This window comes from Ideonella paludis (genome assembly GCF_018069865.1).
GTDB classification, from domain to species: Bacteria; Pseudomonadota; Gammaproteobacteria; order Burkholderiales; family Burkholderiaceae_C; genus Ideonella; species Ideonella paludis.
This window is the reverse complement of sequence record NZ_JAGQDG010000002.1, coordinates 79,011-96,457: the sequence shown is the minus strand read 5'-3', so window position 1 is coordinate 96,457 and position 17,447 is coordinate 79,011. Positions and strand designations below refer to the sequence as shown.

18 protein-coding genes are annotated in these 17,447 nt (G+C 64.6%); 1 reads left to right on the top strand and 17 read right to left on the bottom strand.

Annotation, left to right across the window (positions count from 1 at the left end):
• Positions 1-9 precede the first annotated feature (9 nt).
• On the bottom strand, positions 10-1,395 hold the full coding sequence (rimO, locus tag KAK11_RS04920) for a 30S ribosomal protein S12 methylthiotransferase RimO (RefSeq protein ID WP_210806861.1): 1,386 nt from the start codon (positions 1,393-1,395) through the stop codon (positions 10-12).
• A gap of 12 nt (positions 1,396-1,407) precedes the next feature.
• Here rimO and KAK11_RS04915 point away from each other — a divergent pair, with 12 nt between their 5' ends.
• Complete coding sequence (locus tag KAK11_RS04915; RefSeq protein ID WP_210806859.1) at positions 1,408-3,027, top strand: recombinase family protein; 1,620 nt, start codon at positions 1,408-1,410, stop codon at positions 3,025-3,027.
• A gap of 268 nt (positions 3,028-3,295) precedes the next feature.
• Here KAK11_RS04915 and KAK11_RS04910 read toward each other — a convergent pair whose 3' ends face one another.
• The 16 genes from KAK11_RS04910 to KAK11_RS04835 all read right to left on the bottom strand — a co-directional run bounded on the left by KAK11_RS04910 (position 3,296) and on the right by KAK11_RS04835 (position 17,444).
• Positions 3,296-3,589, bottom strand: coding sequence for a hypothetical protein (locus tag KAK11_RS04910; RefSeq protein ID WP_210806857.1), 294 nt, complete (start codon positions 3,587-3,589; stop codon positions 3,296-3,298).
• A 99-nt stretch (positions 3,590-3,688) separates the two neighbouring features.
• Positions 3,689-4,033, bottom strand: a complete 345-nt coding sequence (locus tag KAK11_RS04905; RefSeq protein ID WP_210806855.1) for a hypothetical protein — start codon at positions 4,031-4,033, stop codon at positions 3,689-3,691.
• Positions 4,034-4,125: 92 nt separating this feature from the next.
• Positions 4,126-4,914: a DNA adenine methylase gene (locus KAK11_RS04900; protein ID WP_210806853.1), complete on the bottom strand. Its 789-nt coding sequence runs from the start codon at positions 4,912-4,914 to the stop codon at positions 4,126-4,128.
• A 149-nt stretch (positions 4,915-5,063) separates the two neighbouring features.
• On the bottom strand, positions 5,064-5,504 hold the full coding sequence (locus KAK11_RS04895; protein ID WP_210806851.1) for a lysozyme: 441 nt from the start codon (positions 5,502-5,504) through the stop codon (positions 5,064-5,066).
• Positions 5,501-5,977, bottom strand: coding sequence for a hypothetical protein (locus KAK11_RS04890; RefSeq protein ID WP_210806840.1), 477 nt, complete (start codon positions 5,975-5,977; stop codon positions 5,501-5,503). The genes KAK11_RS04895 and KAK11_RS04890 overlap by 4 nt, the downstream gene beginning before the upstream one ends.
• Before the next feature lie 12 nt (positions 5,978-5,989).
• Positions 5,990-6,376: a hypothetical protein gene (locus KAK11_RS04885; RefSeq protein WP_210806838.1), complete on the bottom strand. Its 387-nt coding sequence runs from the start codon at positions 6,374-6,376 to the stop codon at positions 5,990-5,992.
• Positions 6,377-6,448: 72 nt separating this feature from the next.
• Positions 6,449-6,904: a phage tail assembly chaperone gene (locus KAK11_RS04880; RefSeq protein WP_210806836.1), complete on the bottom strand. Its 456-nt coding sequence runs from the start codon at positions 6,902-6,904 to the stop codon at positions 6,449-6,451.
• Positions 6,901-11,364, bottom strand: coding sequence for a phage tail protein (locus KAK11_RS04875; protein ID WP_210806835.1), 4,464 nt, complete (start codon positions 11,362-11,364; stop codon positions 6,901-6,903). Before KAK11_RS04875 ends, KAK11_RS04880 begins: the two co-directional genes overlap by 4 nt.
• Positions 11,361-11,792, bottom strand: a complete 432-nt coding sequence (locus tag KAK11_RS04870; protein ID WP_210806833.1) for an NlpC/P60 family protein — start codon at positions 11,790-11,792, stop codon at positions 11,361-11,363. Before KAK11_RS04870 ends, KAK11_RS04875 begins: the two co-directional genes overlap by 4 nt.
• Entirely contained in the window at positions 11,789-12,646 is an 858-nt protein-coding gene (locus tag KAK11_RS04865) for a phage/gene transfer agent baseplate hub protein (RefSeq protein WP_210806831.1), read from the bottom strand. Before KAK11_RS04865 ends, KAK11_RS04870 begins: the two co-directional genes overlap by 4 nt.
• On the bottom strand, positions 12,643-13,230 hold the full coding sequence (locus KAK11_RS04860; RefSeq protein ID WP_210806829.1) for a DUF2460 domain-containing protein: 588 nt from the start codon (positions 13,228-13,230) through the stop codon (positions 12,643-12,645). The genes KAK11_RS04865 and KAK11_RS04860 overlap by 4 nt, the downstream gene beginning before the upstream one ends.
• On the bottom strand, positions 13,227-15,599 hold the full coding sequence (locus tag KAK11_RS04855) for a phage tail tape measure protein (RefSeq protein WP_210806827.1): 2,373 nt from the start codon (positions 15,597-15,599) through the stop codon (positions 13,227-13,229). The genes KAK11_RS04860 and KAK11_RS04855 overlap by 4 nt, the downstream gene beginning before the upstream one ends.
• On the bottom strand, positions 15,592-15,972 hold the full coding sequence (locus KAK11_RS04850) for a hypothetical protein (protein ID WP_210806825.1): 381 nt from the start codon (positions 15,970-15,972) through the stop codon (positions 15,592-15,594). Before KAK11_RS04850 ends, KAK11_RS04855 begins: the two co-directional genes overlap by 8 nt.
• On the bottom strand, positions 15,903-16,220 hold the full coding sequence (locus KAK11_RS04845) for a hypothetical protein (protein WP_210806823.1): 318 nt from the start codon (positions 16,218-16,220) through the stop codon (positions 15,903-15,905). The genes KAK11_RS04850 and KAK11_RS04845 overlap by 70 nt, the downstream gene beginning before the upstream one ends.
• A 3-nt stretch (positions 16,221-16,223) precedes the next feature.
• On the bottom strand, positions 16,224-16,991 hold the full coding sequence (locus KAK11_RS04840; RefSeq protein ID WP_210806822.1) for a hypothetical protein: 768 nt from the start codon (positions 16,989-16,991) through the stop codon (positions 16,224-16,226).
• Between the two features lie 30 nt (positions 16,992-17,021).
• A complete protein-coding gene (locus KAK11_RS04835) occupies positions 17,022-17,444 on the bottom strand; it encodes a hypothetical protein (protein WP_210806820.1) in 423 nt (140 codons plus the stop codon).
• Positions 17,445-17,447 lie beyond the last annotated feature (3 nt).

Sequence of the window (17,447 nt, the reverse complement as noted above, 5' to 3'; positions counted from 1 at the left end):
GTTAATCTCTCAAACGGCTTCGCCCAGCAAATCATGCCCATCCACGCCGACAATGCGCACCTTGGCAAACTCGCCCACGCGCAACTGCGTGGAGGCCTTGGCCGGTGGGCCGACGCGAACGGTGCCATCAATCTCAGGCGCATCGGCATAGCTGCGGCCGATGCCGCCTTTGCGGCCCAGCGCCGGGGCGCTGTCCATCAGCACTTGCATGACTTGGCCCACGCGGCGCTGCAGGCGGGCCACCGAGATGGCTTCGGCCTCAGCCATAAAGCGGGCACGGCGCTCTTCACGCACGGCATCAGGCAAGGCGCCGGGCAGCTCGTTTGCGGTGGCGCCTTGCACCGGGGAGTAGGCAAAACAGCCAGCACGGTCGATCTGCGCCTCATGCAGGAAGTCGAGCAGGGTTTGGAACTCGTCTTCCGTCTCGCCGGGGAAGCCCGCGATGAAGGTGGAGCGCACGACCAGCTCCGGGCAGATCTCGCGCCAGCGCAGGATGCGCTCCAGGTTGCGCTCGGCGCTGGCCGGGCGCTTCATGCGCTTGAGCACATCGGGGTGGGCATGCTGGAAAGGCACGTCCAAATAAGGCAGCACCAGGCCGGAGGCCATCAGCGGCAGCACTTCGTCCACATGCGGATAAGGGTAGACATAGTGCAGGCGCACCCAGGCCCCATGGGCGCGGGCCAGCTCACCCAGCTTTTCCACCAAGTCCAGCATGCGGGTCTTGACGGGCGCACCGTTCCAGAAGCCGGTGCGGTACTTGACATCCACACCGTAGGCCGAGGTGTCTTGGCTCACCACCAGCAGTTCTTTGACACCGCCTTCGAACAAAGCTTTGGCTTCGTTCAGCACATCGCCCACCGGGCGCGAGACCAAGTCACCGCGCATGCTGGGGATGATGCAGAACGTGCAGCGGTGGTTGCAGCCCTCGGAGATCTTCAGGTAGGCATAGTGCTTGGGGGTGAGCTTGATGCCGGCCCCATTGACCCAATTGGGCACCAAGTCAACAAAAGGGTCGTGGGGCTTGGGCACATGCTGATGCACTGCGTCCATCACCTCTTGGGTGGCGTGCGGGCCGGTCACCGCCAAGACTTTGGGGTGAACTTCCCGCACCAGGTTGCCACCGTCTTGGCCCTGCTTGGCGCCCAAGCAGCCCGTCACGATGACCTTGCCGTTCTCGGCCAAGGCCTCGCCGATGGCGTCCAGGCTCTCCTTGACGGCGTCGTCAATGAAGCCACAGGTGTTGACGATGACCAGGTCAGCGCCCTGGTAGCTCTTGCTGGTTTGATAGCCCTCGGCCGAGAGCTGGGTCAGGATCAGCTCAGAGTCGGTGAGCGCCTTGGGGCACCCTAGCGATACCATACCTATACTCGGGATCTTTGGCGATGTAGCGGTCATGAAGGGGGCGGTGTGACGGGGTTGGTTTACAGCTATCTGCGGTTCTCAGATCCGCGCCAGGCGACGGGTCATTCTGCTGAGCGGCAGATGCAGTATGCGGCTCGATGGGCCGAGGAGCATGGGCTGAGGCTGGATGAGTCGCTCTCGCTCCGGGATGAGGGTCTGTCTGCATATCACCAGCACCACGTTAAATCGGGGGCGCTGGGGGCGTTTTTGGCGGCTGTCGAAGGGGGAAGAATCCCGCCGGGGTCGGTGCTTGTTGTGGAAGGCCTGGACCGACTGTCTCGGGCCGAGCCCATTCAGGCACAGGCCCAGCTCGCGCAGATTGTAAATGCCGGGATCACGGTGGTCACGGCAAGCGACGGCCGCGCGTACAGCAGGGAGCACCTGAAGGCGAACCCGATGGATCTGGTGTACTCGCTGCTTGTGATGATTCGGGCTCATGAGGAGTCTGACACCAAGAGCAAGCGGGTGCTGGCCAGCATTCGGCGGCAGTGCCAGGGCTGGATGGCCGGGACGTACCGGGGTCTGATTCGCAACGGCAAAGACCCGCTATGGGTGCGCCTGGTCGACGGCAAGTGGGAGCTGGTGCCGGAGCGCGTCGAGGCCGTGAAGATGGGGCTTGACTTGTACCGGCGCGGCTACAGCGCAACCCGGATCGTAAATGAGCTGCAGCGGCACAAGCTCTCGCTGACTGAGCGAGGGCCACAGGCCCTGCAGATTTACCGGCTGATCAAGCAGCGAGCCTTGCTGGGCGAGAAGGAGCTGGTGGTCGACGGGGAGACGTTCAACCTGGCGGGCTACTACCCTGCCCTGCTCTCCGCAGCGGATTGGAGTGAGCTGCAAGGCCTGGCGGCCGGACGCGGGCGGCGGCACGCAAAGGGGGCGGTGCCGCACATCATCACCGGCATGAGGATCACGCTGTGCGGCTACTGCGGCCGGGCCATGGTTGGCCAGAACATTGGCACCCGGAATCGGCGCGAGGACGGCGGCATCCACGACGGCCACAGACGCCTGCACTGCACCAGCTATTCCCATGCCGGTGGGTGCCCTGTGCCAGGGTCTTGCTCGGTGGCTCCCATCGAGCGGGCTTTGATGATGTATTGCTCGGACATCCTGAACCTGCAGGCGCTGTATGGTGGCGACCGAAGCGCGGCACCAAGAGCCAAGCTGGCCAGCGCGCGCGAGCGCCTGGCGGACATCTCCGCCAAGCTGGGCAGGCTGATGGACGCGATGCTTGCCGCCGCCGAGGACGGTGGAGCCCCTGCAGCGTTTGTGAAGAGGGCGCGCGAGCTGGAGGCCGAGCAAGCCGCCTGCCAGGCCGAGATTGAGGCCTCGGAGCGCGAGCTGGCTGCCGCAGCTCGGACGAACCTGGCGGGCGCTGATGAGGTGTGGCGGCGGCTGGCTGAGGGCGTGGAGGCCCAGGACACCGATGCGCGCCTGCAGGCCCGGCAGCTTGTGGCGGACACTTTTGAGCGCATCGTGATCTACCGGGCCGGGGTGCGGCCAAAGCAAACTCCGAAGGGCACCATGGATGTGATGCTGCTGGCCAAAGGGGGGACGGCTCGCATGCTACGCATAGACAGCGCTGGCAAGCTGCTGGCCTTCGATGACGTCTCTGGGTTCGACTGATGGCAAGCACTATGGCGTCGATCATGGGGGGTGGCAGGCCATGCCGACACTGCCGCTACTTTGACGGCCCTGCATGGGGCGGCCCCGCCGCGCTGTGCAAGCACCCGATGTGTCCGCGCGTGCGGTCACGGCCGGAAGAAGGCTGCAGCAGTTGGGAGCGGGAGCCAGGCTCGGATGACGACATCCAAGACCAGGCGCCGCCCGACGACGCATAACGTCCACAAAGCAAAAGAGGCCCCGAAGGGCCTCTTAGTTTATGCGGCGGTGATTAGGCTGCCAGGGCGACGTAGCGCGCGTAGTCGGAGCCCTCGGGGTTGATGTACATCGTGGCCCGGTCGGGGGCTTCCAGGGCCACGCAGCGGGCTGCGCCGCCCTCTATGCCGCCCTTGCCTGCCAGCCAAGGGCGGGTGGCGAGGAGGCTGCGGCCGATGGCGTCATACTCGGCGGCGGTGATCTGGCGGGTCTCGATCACCAGGGCCGGGCGGCTGTCGCCCTTTTCGCCCCGGACATCGTCCAGGTTGGCGGGCTTGCGGACAAATTTCAGGGGCTGGGTGGTTTGCATGTCGGTCTCCGGTTGCGATGGCACCAGTACCGCTCTGTGCGGCCGCACAGTCAACGCCGGCGGCGAGTGCCAGACTGGTGTTGTCTGACACTCGGCGCTTTAGGCTGCCTGGCTGGCGAGCTGGACCACAAAGCCGGTCAAGTAGGGCATGCCTGCCGGGATGCCGTAATGCTTGGCAGTGCGGCGGTCGATCTTCCAGGCCATCCACTGTGCGGTGGTGGCGTCGATGGCCGCTTGCAGGCTTGCGCCGTTGTTGATGCGGTCGTTGACACCGTCGGCGAAGTGGCGGCCGTGGCGGCTGTCGAGGAAGTCGCGGACGTCTTCGAGGCGCTCGTCACAGGCCTTGGCAATGGCCTCGCAGGCCAGCGGCCAGGCGGCGTCGGCCTGGTGGCCCATGGTGCCCCAAAAGCCCCAGGCGGTGTTTGCGGTGGTGGTGTTGGTCATGTCGGTCTCCGGTGTTGATGGCACCAGTACCGCTCTGTGCCGCCGCGCAGTCAAGCGCGGCGGCTGAGTGGCCGAGTGCAGACGTCTGGCACTCAGAACAAGCTGGCAGGGTCGGCCGCTTGATCCCAGCTCCAGATGACCAGCTCCTTACGGTCGGCCCCCTTGGCACCGCCGCCGACGGTGTAGGTGATGTCCAGCGTCTCCATGTGGAAGCCCTTGAACACCTCCCGAATGGCCGGGTGGTCGTTGATGCTGACCATGGCCTTGCCCTTCAAGTTGCGCAGCACCTCGGCCATGGCCACGTACTCGCTGAAGGGGAAGTCGACGCCGTAGCCCTCGGTCTCCCAGTAGGGCGGGTCGAGGTAGAAGAAGCTGTGGGGCCGGTCGTACTGCTCCATGCAGCTTCGCCAGTGCCGCCGCTCGATGTAGGTGCTGGCCAGGCGCAAGTGGGCGGCGCTAAGCTGCTCTTCAATGCGCAGCAGGTTGATGGCAGGGGCCGTGGTGGCGGTGCCCCATGTCTGGCCTTGCACCTTTCCACCAAAGCACTGGTGCTGCAGGTAGAAGAAACGGGCCGCGCGCTGGATGTCGGTCAGCGTCTCGGGCGGGGTGTCTTGCGTCCACTTGAAGATCTCGCGGGAGCTGAGCGCCCACTTGAACTGGCGGACGAACTCTTCCAGGTGCGACTTGACGACTCGGTAGAGGTTGACCAGGTCGCCGTTGATGTCGTTGATGACCTCGACTTCGGCCGGTGGCCGCAGGAAATAGAGGGCTGCGCCACCGGCGAAGACCTCGACATAGCACTTGTGTGCGGGGAAACGGGGGATCAGCAGATCTGCAAGACGGCGCTTGCCGCCGATCCAAGGAACGATAGGTTGGGCCATGGTGAGTTTCCAGGTGTTGATACACTCGCCCCGCCTCCCGGGAGGTGGCAGGGCCTTGGTCGTCTCACAGGCTAGGACTGTGGGGGGATGGCCACCGCCGGTGTTACCGCACCGTCGGTGGTCGCCCTGTTTTTACGCAGGGGGTTGGTTTAGCCCGCAAGGGCTTGTCTGATGAGGCGGATCTCCGCCAGGCGGCGCAGCACAAGGCCAGGCAGCACGCGGCCACCGCCCCTGACCCACTTGGCCAGCTCGTCGCACACCGACTCCCACTCGCCCGCGAGCACTCGGCGGCGGAGGGTGCTGCCCTTGAGCCGGGTGAGGCCCAAGTTGTAGGCAAAGTCGGCGATGGCAGCTAGGCGCAGGCCGATGAGGCCGGGGCAGAGCTTGAGGGTGCCGACGACGAACTTGCGGGCGTCGGCCCGCATGCGGTCTGTGGCTTGCTGCAGCGTCCACACGGTGCCCGGCCCGATGTCTGGGCCGGTGCTGCCAAAGCCACACGTCCAGACGCCTGCAGGGCAGAGATAAGCCCGGTACCGCAGCCCCTCAAAGTGCCGGATGAGCTGGTACAGCTCCGGCGGGGTGGGCGTCATAGCCGCCCCCGGCGCAGGCTGCGGTCGACAAACCAGAAGCTGAAGATGCTGGCGATGACCATGCGGTCGAACTCGGTGACCAGGGCGTCTTGCACCTGGGCCAAGGTCGGGGTGCCCATGCACAGCAGGACGATGGTCACCACTTTGTAGGCGGTGTAAAGCACCATGCACCACCAGTAGGTGAGCACTGGCCGAACGCTCTGATTGATAGCGTCGATGAGTGGGACGCCGGTCATCTGTCCCTGGCCTTTGAGCGCTTCAGCCAGCGCGGCCAGCTCGGCTGAGTCGGTGGCCATTGCGCCTTGGGCGTGGACAAGGTCGATCTGCTGGTCCGCGCGAGCTTTGTCGATCTCGAGCTGCAGGGTGGTCATGCGCAGCTCGTGGGCTTGGTCTTGCTTGGCCGTGAAGAGCTTCATGACCTCGGGCGCGAGGCGCAACAAGCCACCGAAGATGAGACTGAGGAGTTCAAACATGGTGAGGGCCTTTCAGGTCTTGGGTGGCAGTTGCCCGCCGTGTGTGAGCGCGTAGTACGCGAGATAGAGGAAGCCCGCAGCGGGGCCGAGGAAAGCGAAGAAGCGGGCCAGAGCCATGCCCGCCTTGCCGATGAAGGCCAGCACCTTGAAGCCGACGCGGCCCATCTCGAGCAGGTCGCGAACTTCGGTGGTGACCGTGGTGTTTGCAGACAGCTCGCGCTGCATTTCGTCCATGCGCTCTGAGCCTTTGTCCAGCCGCTCATCAATGCGGCTGATGCAGTCGGCCAAGTACTCCAGGGCGTCGGCGTCTGCGCCCAGGGTGCGGACGGTGTGGACGTGGGCGGCGCGGCGCTCGGGGCCGTCGTATCGGGGCGGTGTGGGGGCGTCTTTCGCGGGCATGCGGGCTCCAAAAGAAAAGGCCCGTACAGATGTCTGCACGGGCCGGGTTTTGTGGTTATGGGGGTGAGATGGTCAGGCGGGTGGTGCTGGCCAGGCGACGAATGAGGGGAAGCCTTGCTGCAGAGTGATGTCTCGCAGTGCCTGGCGGTAGGTTTGCCATGGCATCGGCACGGTTGCCCCCTGCTCTGCTGCCCTTGTGACAACCCAGTCGCATGCGGCCAGCAGCTCGGCGCGACGGGCACAAACAGCCTGGGCCTGTGCGGCTGGCGTAGCGTGTGGCTCCCACCGCCACTCTGGCTCGCTCCAGCGCCAAGTCACCATGTCAGTGTCTGGGGGCGGCGGAGGTCGGTACTCGACCAACACCGGCTCCGGCCCCGACGTGTCGAGCCGCCATCGTGTGGCGTCCACCTGGCCTAGCCACGCGGCTTCGCCTTCGGGTAGCGGGCCGAGCGTCTCCAGAGAGGGGCCGATGTAGCTGCGGCCGGTGAAGACGCCAGTGGCGATGACGTAGATGCTCCAGATCTTCATCGTTTGATCTCCGTGATACGCAGCACCGATGCGGTGATGGTGTAGTTGTTGCTGAGGTTCGCGCGCGCAAAGCTCATGGTCAGAGACCATGGCCCTGCGCCGTACTGGTTGATCGTCAGGCTGTGGGTGAATGACACTTTGGCCCCTGACTGCAGACCAGCCGGGATGGGAATCTTTGGCTGAAGATCTCCATTCCCCTCGCCATTGCCGCTGTACGCGAAGAAGCAGCTGATGGTGTCGGCTACCGATACAGCATTCAGCCCAATAGTGCAGGTGAACGTGATCTCGGCAAGACCTGGGACCGTGAGGTTCAGGGAGGGTCCATTGGGTGAATAGAAGTTGCCGGGCGAGAACGCCAGGCTGTCCACCTTTGCGACTTGAATTCCTGTCGCAGCACCGGGCACTAGGTTGGCTGTGTCAGCCTGGTTGAGGCCAGACAGCGCCCCCCCCGGCACCGGCTTGACCACGGTGGCCGACACATTGAGCGCGCCACCGGTGTCCAGGGAGATCGTCCAGCCGGTCTCCCAGGTCGCGCGGGCCGTGTTGTTGTACCCGGTCATGACGTCTTTGATGCGCACAACCGGGTAGTCCCAGGTGCCGCTCCCTGCGCCGATCCAGATGCAGCAGTACGAGCCGTCGTGGCCGAAGTAAACCGGCCTAACCTTATCCGGGTTGCCCACGGCACGAGCATAGGCGTTGTACCAAGCAGGCGTGCCGCTGTAGGTGTAGCCGCCGACCTCATATGTCACGCTGGCGTCGGTCGCGTACTCGTAGACCTCGACATAGAGGCGGAGCATCGTGTTCGTCCAGCTCTGGGGCAGCTTGACTTTGATGGCTCCACCGGCAGCATAGGTGGGGAAGTTGGCGTAACCGGCGCTGGGGGCGCGGATGATGGCGTCGGTGTTGTTGAGCACCTGATAGTCGGTGAGTGAGACGCCCGAGCTGTCCTTCAAATTGCTGCCGAGCTGGGCTCCGACCGTGGCGTTGTCTTGCGGCTTGCCCGCCCCGCTGACGCTGGACCAGACGGCCAGCGTGCCCGCTACGGCCGAGATCTTGTTTAGCAAGGCTTGGCGCGCATCGTAGAGCTGGACCCAATAGAGGCGGAAGCTGGCCCCGTTGATGGGGGTGTCTGTCGATGTGTCGTTGTACGCGGGCGAGAGGCCACTCAAGTAGTTGTTGAGTGCGTCGTGAGCGGTGATGTAGGCATCACGCTCACTGACGATGCCGTAAGCATTCGCTTGGCCAAGAATGCCTCCACGCTCTGCAGAGACGGCGAGCCAGTCTTGCACCACCTGTGGCTTTTCACCCTTGCTCAAGACGCTGTCGCTGCTGATAGCAGTGAGCGCGGCAGTGGCCGAGTTTGCTGTGGCCTGTGCGGCGCTGGCGGCGCTGGCGGCTGCGGCGGCTGCACTGGCTGCTGCGTTGATGCTGGGCACCAGCGCGTCGTTCAGCACAGCGCCTGGCTCGAAGTAGTCGCGCAGGCTGGGCTCGGTGCCGTCGACCACGTTCACGCAGGGGCGGCCGAACATTTGCTCAGCGCCGGTGCTAGCGTAGTACTGGTAGGCGCGATGGCTGTCCACGCCTGCGGGGGCGTGGTTCCAATTGAGCCCCGCCTGAACCTTCAGCCCGGTCTTGCAGTCCCAGATGCCTGCGGAGTCATGGCTGTTGCCCGTCGAGCCATAGGGGTACACATAGCCCACAAACAAGTACCAGCGGTCCGTGGGGATGTTGGCCATGGACGCGAAGTAAGGGTTGCCGTTCAGGGTCGTGGTGTTGATGTCGCAAACGTTGGCCACACCCCAATAGCTGGTGCCTGTGCCACCGATGCGCCGGATGGGCAGCACAAAGCGGTAGGCTTTGGTGGGGTCGAGAGGGACGGCAAAGGGTGCGCCGTTCCAGCCGCCACCGTTCTGCCCATCCCCGGTGGACTCTTGGCAGTACCAGAAGACGTCGGGGCCACCCTTTGGGCCAGCGGCCAGGACGTTGACGGGGTCGCCCACCACCGGAGAGCAAGTCAACAGCGCATTGGACTCGCCGTTGGTTGACCAAGCAATAGACCCGCCCTTGCGCCAGAAGTCCAAGTTGATCAGGTTGTTGCGGATCTGATCGTCGGAAGGACGCCCACCCACCGCAGACCAGTCGGCCCGTGTGGAGGCGACGGCGTCCATCTTGTTGAGCAAGTTTTGGCGGGCCGTGTACATCGCTGCCCACTTGGTGCGGAAGGTGGTGCCGTCGATGTTGGTGCTGCCGCTGACATCGCTCCAGGCGGTGGGCGTTGTCAGGGTGGCGAGGTAGGTTGTCAGGGCTGTGAAGGCGGTGGTGTAGGCGTCCTTCTCGGTCGTGATGCCCAAGGCCACGGCCTGGGCGGTGATGCCTGCTTGTTCGTTGACCGCGCGGACGTGCTCCAGCAGGATGGGTGGCTTTTCGCCAGCGGTGAGGACGTTGTCGGAAGCGGCGCTATCTACCCCAGCCAACGCAGCGGCACCGGCGTTGCCATAGACCCGGCTGCCGGTGATGGTGTAGAGGTACTCGGTGACATCGGCCAAGCCCTCTTCCCCGCCGCCGTAGACGTTGGTCGAGGTGAGCTTGATGGAGATGGTCTTGCCGATGTAGGCCAGGTCGATGGCCCCGCTCTTGACGATGCTGGCATCCACGCGCACGAACTTGGCCCCGGCGTTGTGAGCGCTGGGGGTGGTGCCGTAGAGGCCTCGGGCCGAGCCGGTGAGGCTGTAGGCCTGTGCACCTGTGAGGTTGGCACCCTCGTAGGCGAAGAACTCCTCGGTGGTGCCGGTGCGCACGAAGCAAAGCGTGGCGCGGGCGGCCACGTCGTCTGCCGTGCCGCTGGTGAGCTGGCCTTTGTGCAGTTGCACGGCCAGCGCGCCGGAGGCTGTGGCGGCAGCGCTGAGCGAGCCATAGCGGCTGCCACCTACGATGCTGCCGACTTGGCGGTAGTTGTCGCCGTCCAGGCTGACCCACACGTTGCAGCCGCCCCAGTTGGGGCCGAGGCCGGTGGCGGCAATGCACAGCTCCAGGCCGTTGACGGTGAGCGCACCTGGGGCTTCAAAGACCACAGGAGCCAAGCACGGGCCAGGGGAGATGTTGAAGTTCTGGGCGTAGCCGCTGCCGGACTCGGACGGGTAGAGCGTGGCGCTGGCTGCGCCCAGGGGGAAGTCCTCGGCAGTGATGACGAAGTTGCCCTCTTCCGTTTCGGCGATGTTGGTGATGCGTACGGGCGTCTGCACAAGGTCCAGCTCGGGCTCGGTCAGGGTGACCAAGTCCATGGGCTCCAGCAGGTCAAAGCGCGGGCCGATGGTGAACTCGTACTCGGCCGGGATGTAGAGCGAGCGCTGCACCAAGAGCTGGGCAACGGTGTTGACCACGGCAGGGTCGCACAGCCACTCGGCCTGGATGGGTTCGTCCATGCGCAGGCCGTTGACATCGATGTCGGCCCCGTCCCGGTGGCCGCCGACATCGAGGTTGTAGGCGTTGGCGCGGTTGCGGTACTGGATGCGCACCGCATTGAACAGGTCTGCAGGCGGCTTGAGGCGCTTGCGGACTGGTGCTTCCAGGTCGAGGAAGTCGTCGGGCTGCAGGTCGTACACCGGCGTGACGTTGGCGGTGTAGGTGGCACCGTTGCCGGTGAGGTCGGTGTCGCCGTAGGGGATGAACTTGAGCACGCCCTCGGACAGCACCGGAGCGGTGTTGGTGAGCTGGGTCAGCTTTTTGATGATGTCGGCGGCCGGGGCTTGCTCGGTGAACGCAGGGGACATGAGCAGGCCCGCAGCACGGCAGTAGGTGGACCAGCGCGAGACGTCCAGGCGAGCGGGGTCCAGCCGCGCGCCGTAGCGCTTGTTGGTGAGCAGGTCGAAGGCGACGTCGGCGGGGTCGGCGTCGGGCACGGTGGGTGAGACGCTGTAGGACAGCTTGCCTTTGACGACGAAGCCGTGGTTCTCGACATTGGCGCTGTTGCCCAGCTCGTAAGCCTCGCCGTAAACGCGGGCGATGCCGGAGTAAGACAGGGCCTCGGACCCGGCTGCCCCGGTGGCATTGCCAGCGGAGTCTTTGGGCACGTAGGTCTGCAGGAAGGGCCACACGGGCGCACCAATGGCACCCGACGAGAAGCTCAGCCCCATCTGGGCGAGCGCAGAGGCGGCACCGTTGACGAAGCGAGACTTGCCCCGAAAGGCTTCGGTGACCTCAGCCACTTCGCCCTCGCACAGGCCCATGATGACGGCCGCGCGGTAGGTGAAGGTGGTGGTCTCGGAGGTGGTGCCACCGCCCTTGCCCGCCTCTTGAGTGGAGACGTGAGGGATAGCCTCAAAAGCCCCGTACCACAGCAGGTTGGGCTTGACGCGGGCCAGGCCGTAGACGACGGGGATGGTGACGCCCTGCGATGAGGACTGGATCTGCATCGCAGACAGGCGGTCTTCGCTTTGGGAGATGGTGCCGTTGCCGCTCATTTGAGTGTCCAGGAAAGGAAGGGTCTGCCGCAGAGCGGCTCTTCATGGGGGGCGGTGACGATGACGCCCCGGCGGATGTAGCTGTGCAGGAGCAGGCCGTCGTCGATGACGATGGCCCCATGGGCATAGCAGCGGCCGTACTTGTAGACACGGATGTCGCCGGGCTGCTCTGGCGTGCCCTCGGGCAGCGGGTTGCAGTAGCGCTGCACCCACTGGAGGTAGACCTCTTCACTGCGGTGGATGTGCCACTGTGGCGAGTACTCGCCGGGGTCGATATGGCCGACGACGCCCGAGGCCTCGAATACGGCGCAGAGGATCTGGCCGCAGTCCACACCTACGCCCTTGACGCGCGCGCGGTGGTGATACGGGGTGCCGCGCCAGGACATGGCCTCTGCGACCACAGCGCGGCGCTGGGCTGGCGTGATCATGTGATGGTCTCCGCGACTGGGATAAGGGGCGTGCCACGGAAGCGATTCAGGTTGAAATACCGGCCGCCACAAGTGGCGCGGGTGCCGTCGCAGCCTGGGGCGATGGTGAAAGCGTCACCCGCGCCAGGCGTGATGGGCAGCGGCGCGATCATGCGCAAAGCCCCGCCAGCCAAGTGCTGCTTAACGGTGCGCGACACCCCGGCGTTTGGGCCACTGGTAAAGGTGAGCGTGCCCATGCTGAAGTGCCCCGCCGCCTGGGGCAGTGAGGTACTAAAGAATGAGCGCGACGGAGCCTGCGCGCCGGTGACAGACGCAGCCGCTTGGTGGGCGGCGCGGGAGATGCCGCAGGCGTCGTCGTACAGGCCGTTGAGGCAGCCCGGCTGATAGACGTTGGCAGGGACCATGGCGTCGAGCAGCTCGGCGTCGGAGCGGACGACGACGCGCACAGTGCCGCCGCCCAAGCCTGCATCGCTGACCCGACCGGAGAACACGTGCACCAGCCCCACCACATCCCCCCATCCGGGGGGGGTGTAGGCACGCTGGACGGTGAGGCGCGCACCGCTGAAGCCACCGCCAGACACAAAGGCTGCAAAGGGCTTGCCGTTGATGAGGCTGAAGTCGGTGGGGGTGAAGGTGACCTCCATCTCGTCGACCTCGATACCGACGCTCAGCTCGGTGCGGCTGCGCTTGAGCAGGGGACCGAGGGTCCACGTCTCTGCCCCGAAGGTGAGAGGCTGGTCGTGGTCGGCGTAGCGCAGTGTCAGGCCACCCTTGAGGGCGATGGTGTAGACGTCTGCACGCTCGAACTTGCCGCTGTTGATGAGCGCGGTGAGGGCTGGTGAGGCGGTCTTCATGTGCGGTCTGTGATGAACTCCATGCTCTTCAGCTCAAAGAGCTGGCGCATGAACTCGTTAAGCTCAAGCTGGTCTTGCAGGAAGCGGACGCGCCAGAAGTAGCGGCCCGTCCACGTGAGTGCAGCGCCTGCAGCGGGGGCTGTAGCAAAGGTCAGCAGGCCGTTGACAAGGGAGAAGCTGGTCTGCTGTGCGCCGTTGATGAACACCGTAGGCACGCCGTCAAGCTCAAAGACCGGCTCGGTATAGCCGCCATAGGCCCGCACCAACTGCCAGGCTTTGCGGGTGCCGTCGCCCTGGCCAAAGGCTTGGGCGGTGACTTGGCGGTCGTTGGGGTCTTCGTAGAGCCAGCTTTCAGCGCTGCCGCCGTGGCTGTTGAAGAAGCCCACAAGCTGCTGCAGCTCAGCCAAGGCAGCGTTGGCGCGCAGGACCTCATACGACAGCCGGTAGGACCACTTGGGGTAGGACCAGCGCCTAAAGCGAGCCTCGCGGCCCGTGACGGCAGTGTGGATGCGGGTGTTCCACGTGGGCCTGCGTGTGACGTTCCACGACAGGCCCGGCAGCGCGGGCAAGATGCGGTTGCTCATTTGAAGGCGAAGTTGCGGTTCATGGACTGCATGACGCGGGCGAGGTCCTTCTTGTGGGCAATGAAGAAGTCGCCCGCCCCCATGCCATGGAATACGACCGGGGCTTGGTTGCTGTTGGCCTGAGCGAAGTTGCTGTCAGCCAGTTGGCGGATGACGTCTGCGTGCTTGGCAGGCAGCACCATCTCCTTTTCGTGGAGCTGGGTCAGCGGGTTGACGTTGGCCGGGATGTCATAGCCACCCTCGGCCGACGAGACCCGCCCTGCCAGGGCTGCCACGCCTGCAAACGCGGCACCAGCAGCGATAGGGGCCAGGACGGGGCCAACGTATGGAATGCCGACGATGGCCTTCCAGGCGCTGGCCATTGCCTCCCAGGCGCTGGTCATGATGTTCTTGACGGCCGTGGCAGCCCAGAGCGCCACGCTCTTGGCTGCGGCCCAGCCCTCCATCACCAAGCGCTGGGCGGTGCCGCTGGCGGTGGCGGCCGTCTTGCCCTGCTCACCCAAGATCCACTGTGCGACCTGGCGCTTGATGACGCCAGCGCCCCAGGCTGCCAGCTCAGCGCCGACGGCCTTTTGAGCATTGCGCCACCTGAAGGTGCCGTTCATCATGCTCTCGACGCCCTTGTCCCAGAGCGACTCGATGCGCTGAGTGGCATCGCCCCAGATGCGCTTTTGCTCGGCCGCTGCAGCTTGGGCTTGCTGGCCTTTGATCTGCGCCATACGGAGCTGGTGCTGCTGCTCCAGGCCCTCGATCTGGGCGTTGATCTGGGCGATCTGGACTGGGTCGCGCAGGGGGTCGAGGCTGGCCCGCTGTGACTGAAGGTAAGCCAAGCGGATCTGCTGGCGGCGGGCCTCGAACTGGGCCTCTTGCTCCAGCAGAGTCTCTTGGGTGATCTCCTCGGCCGCAGCGCGCTGGCGTGCCCGCTCGGCTTCCATCTCGACTTTTGCCAGCTCGCGCTGCTGCCAGGTGTCGAGCGAGATCTGGTCGAGCTGCTGTGCGACCTGGGCAGACTCTTGCAGGACGCGCAGGCGGGCCTCTTCGACCTTTTTGGTGACAGCGATCTTGTCTTGCTGTTTGAGCGTGCTGCTGGCCAGGATGTCTTGCCAGAACTTCAGCTCGGCTTCTTTGGACATGCCGCGGATGGCGTCCATTTCGGCAGCAGCGGTGCGGGCCTGTGCGAGCTGTTGCTCGTAGACGGGCATGTCCGAGCTGGGTGCTTTGTCCTTCTCCTTCTTGCCGTCGCCCTCCTTCATCGTGCGCTTGCCGCTGACACCAGCCACGGTGTTGGCTTTGGTGCCACCCCAGATGAGGGCTTGGTCTTGCTTGAAGGTCTCGCCCGCCTCGCGCCAGGCCTCCTTTGTGGCATCGACCACATTGGAGATACCCTGGATCACACGCTGGCCGTTTTGCTCCCAGATGTCGGCGGCGGCTTTAAAGTCGCCCCGGAAGACGGCGGCGAGCAGCTCGGAGAGGCCCCCGAGGTAATCCATCATCGTGTTGATGGTCTCGAAGACCACCGCCGCGAGGGTCTTTACAGACGCCTGCACGATGCGGAAAGCGCCGACCAGGCCATCGAGCGCGGTGCGAAAGATCATGATGGCGGTCGGCCCAAGGCGAGCAAAGTACTCAGCCAGGTCGGTGAAGATGGGCTTGACGCCGTCGCCGACCACTTTCATCACGCCGGTAAGCACATCGCCGACGTCGTTCATCGCGGCCTTGTACTTTTTGTTGGCTTCGACGCCCTCTTGGCTGACTGCCAGGCCCAGCTCGATGTTCTTTTCGCGGGCGGCGTCGATGACATCGTTGTTCAGCTTTTGGAGCTGCAGGACATCATCCACACCCTTGCCGAAAAGGGTCATGGCGGCAGTGGTTTGATCAAGGCCGGGCTTGTACTCTCCGACCACGGCCAAGGCCTCACGGAAGAGTTCGTTGCTGTCGCGCAGGTCGCCGTTGCTATCCCGCGTTTGCAGACCCATGGCCTTGAGGCCGTCTTCGTTGGTCTTGATCTGTTTGGCGAACTTTTGAAAGGCGCTGATGTAGGTGTCGCTGTCGCTGTAAACGTCACCCAGGGCGGTGTTGAGCGTAGCGGCTTCATCGACCGTGAGGGCCAATGCACGGCTCAGCTTGTTGGCCTCGCCGGTGAGCTTGGAGCTTTCGTCGATGGCAGCCTTGAACGCTGCGCCACCGGCAAGGATGCCGGTGACGGCCATGAGCGGTGTCATCAGCGCTTTAAAGGTGTTGCCCACCGCGCCAATGTGGCTCTGCATTTGCGTGCTAGAGCTGCTGAGCACTGAGGCGCAGCGCTCAAAGGTCTGCACGAAGTTGGAGCCGTCCGCCGTGATGTCGTAGTTGACTTGCTTGTCACTCATGTTCAGGTGCTTTCGGTTCGATATCGGCGAGTGCGGCGAGCCAGGCGCTGTCGTCTACCTTGGGGGCGTTCTCACGAGTTGGCATGGCCGAGAGCAAGGGTTGAACTTGCTCTTGCGTGGCCGACTGGCTGACCTGTGGTGGCTTGTAGCCAAGGTAGGCTGCGACAAGCGTGTGAACGGGTGGGCACTGTTCCCACTCTTGGGTGAGGGCTCGGAGGCGGTGCAGGTCGAGCTGCTGCTCGGCGACGTCCCACGTCCAGCCCAAGCGGGCTATGACGTGGGCGAAGATGCCGTCCCAGTCGATCAGCTCGATGGGCTGCCCGCCTCCGGCGCTTCCCCCGGCGATGACTCCGGGATGCTGACGCCAAAGCATGCCGAGAAGACCCGCTGCACGTTCTCCATGTCCACCAGCTCTTCAATGCGCTCGCGGGTGATCGACGGGTCCAGCCGCTTCGCGCTGGCGTGAGCCAGGGAGACGGTCAGCTCGATGAATTCGACCGGGTCGCTGATGAGCCCGTCGCGGGCTCGGGCGATCTGGTCTTTGTTGTCGCGCAGGGCTGCAGCGAGCAGCGGGGCCAGCAGCAGCAGGCCCGCCGAGAGTTGGAGGCGAATGGTCTTCACGGCTTACTCCGCAGTGATGATGTAGCCGATGTTGCCCAGCGGGTCGGCGAAGCAACTGAAGTCAAAACCGACTTGGGAGAAGTCGTCTTGCTTGGGGTCGAAGCTGAGCTTGCTGGACACGCAGTTCGGGAAGCGCCAGTTCATTTGCTTGCCACCAAACTTGACGGCCAAATCCACGCCAAAAGTCGGCACGTCGCCCATGGCTTGGGTGACCAGCGCGATCTTTTTGCTGTTGGCTGCTGTGGCCGTGTAGGTGTAGTTGATGAACACCGTCTTGCCCGAGCTGGCTGTGTTGAAGGTGTACACACCCACAGCCGAGACCGAGTACTGCCCGGCAGCTGGTGCCGAGGCGACACGCACCAGAGGCATGCCGGTGTCATCCAGCACACCGAGGTCGCGGTCGAAGGTGCCGGACTGCGGAGGGACGACTGTTACCTGGAAGGGTGTAGCAGGAACCACGCGGCCGTCGAGGTCGTTGTACACACCGGTCAGAGTGCCGGCAGTCATGGTGCCGCCGAAGAAGAGGTCGTTGAAGACGCGGCCAGCGATGCGGGCGTACTTGGCCTTGAAGTCGAACTTCATCTTGCCGCCGCCGATGGCGACAGGCATGTTGTTTTGGCCGTACAGCATTTTGATGTCACGCGAGATGTCGATTCCCACGTCTTGAAGCTCGCCGAACTTGACGGGCGTGGGCAGGGCGATGGTGGCACCGGTCGCGTCGGAGGTGGCGGCAGCGAACATGCTGCCCGTGCCAAAGGTGTACTGGGACATGTGGATTCCTCAGGGTGTGGTGGGGGGGCTTTAGGTGAGGAGCCAAGCACGGCTGATGTAGGTGACCTGGTAGGTCATCTGCATCACGCCTGCGGTGGCATCGGCATCGTCGGCGTCGGGCTCGATGGCGATCAGGCGGACATCGGTGGCCAGCTCGCGCAGGGGTTCATCCAGGACCACCAGGGGCTGCACTTGCTCGATGAGTTGCTCGGCAAGTTCGTCCCAAGGGTCGCCCCGGACAATGGCGCTGACGCGCACAAGCAGCTCGTGGCGGTCGCTCTCGTTACCCATGCGGCTGCTGCTCTCAGGCCCAAGGGTGACAGCCAGGCAGGCCGACTCTTGGCGGCTGATTGCGGTGCGCCGGGAGCGAAAGACGCGGTCTGCCGCTACGGTGTTGCCAGCAGCGAGCAAGGCCACGATGCGCGCCACGATGGCAGTGCGGCGGGTGGCCACGGC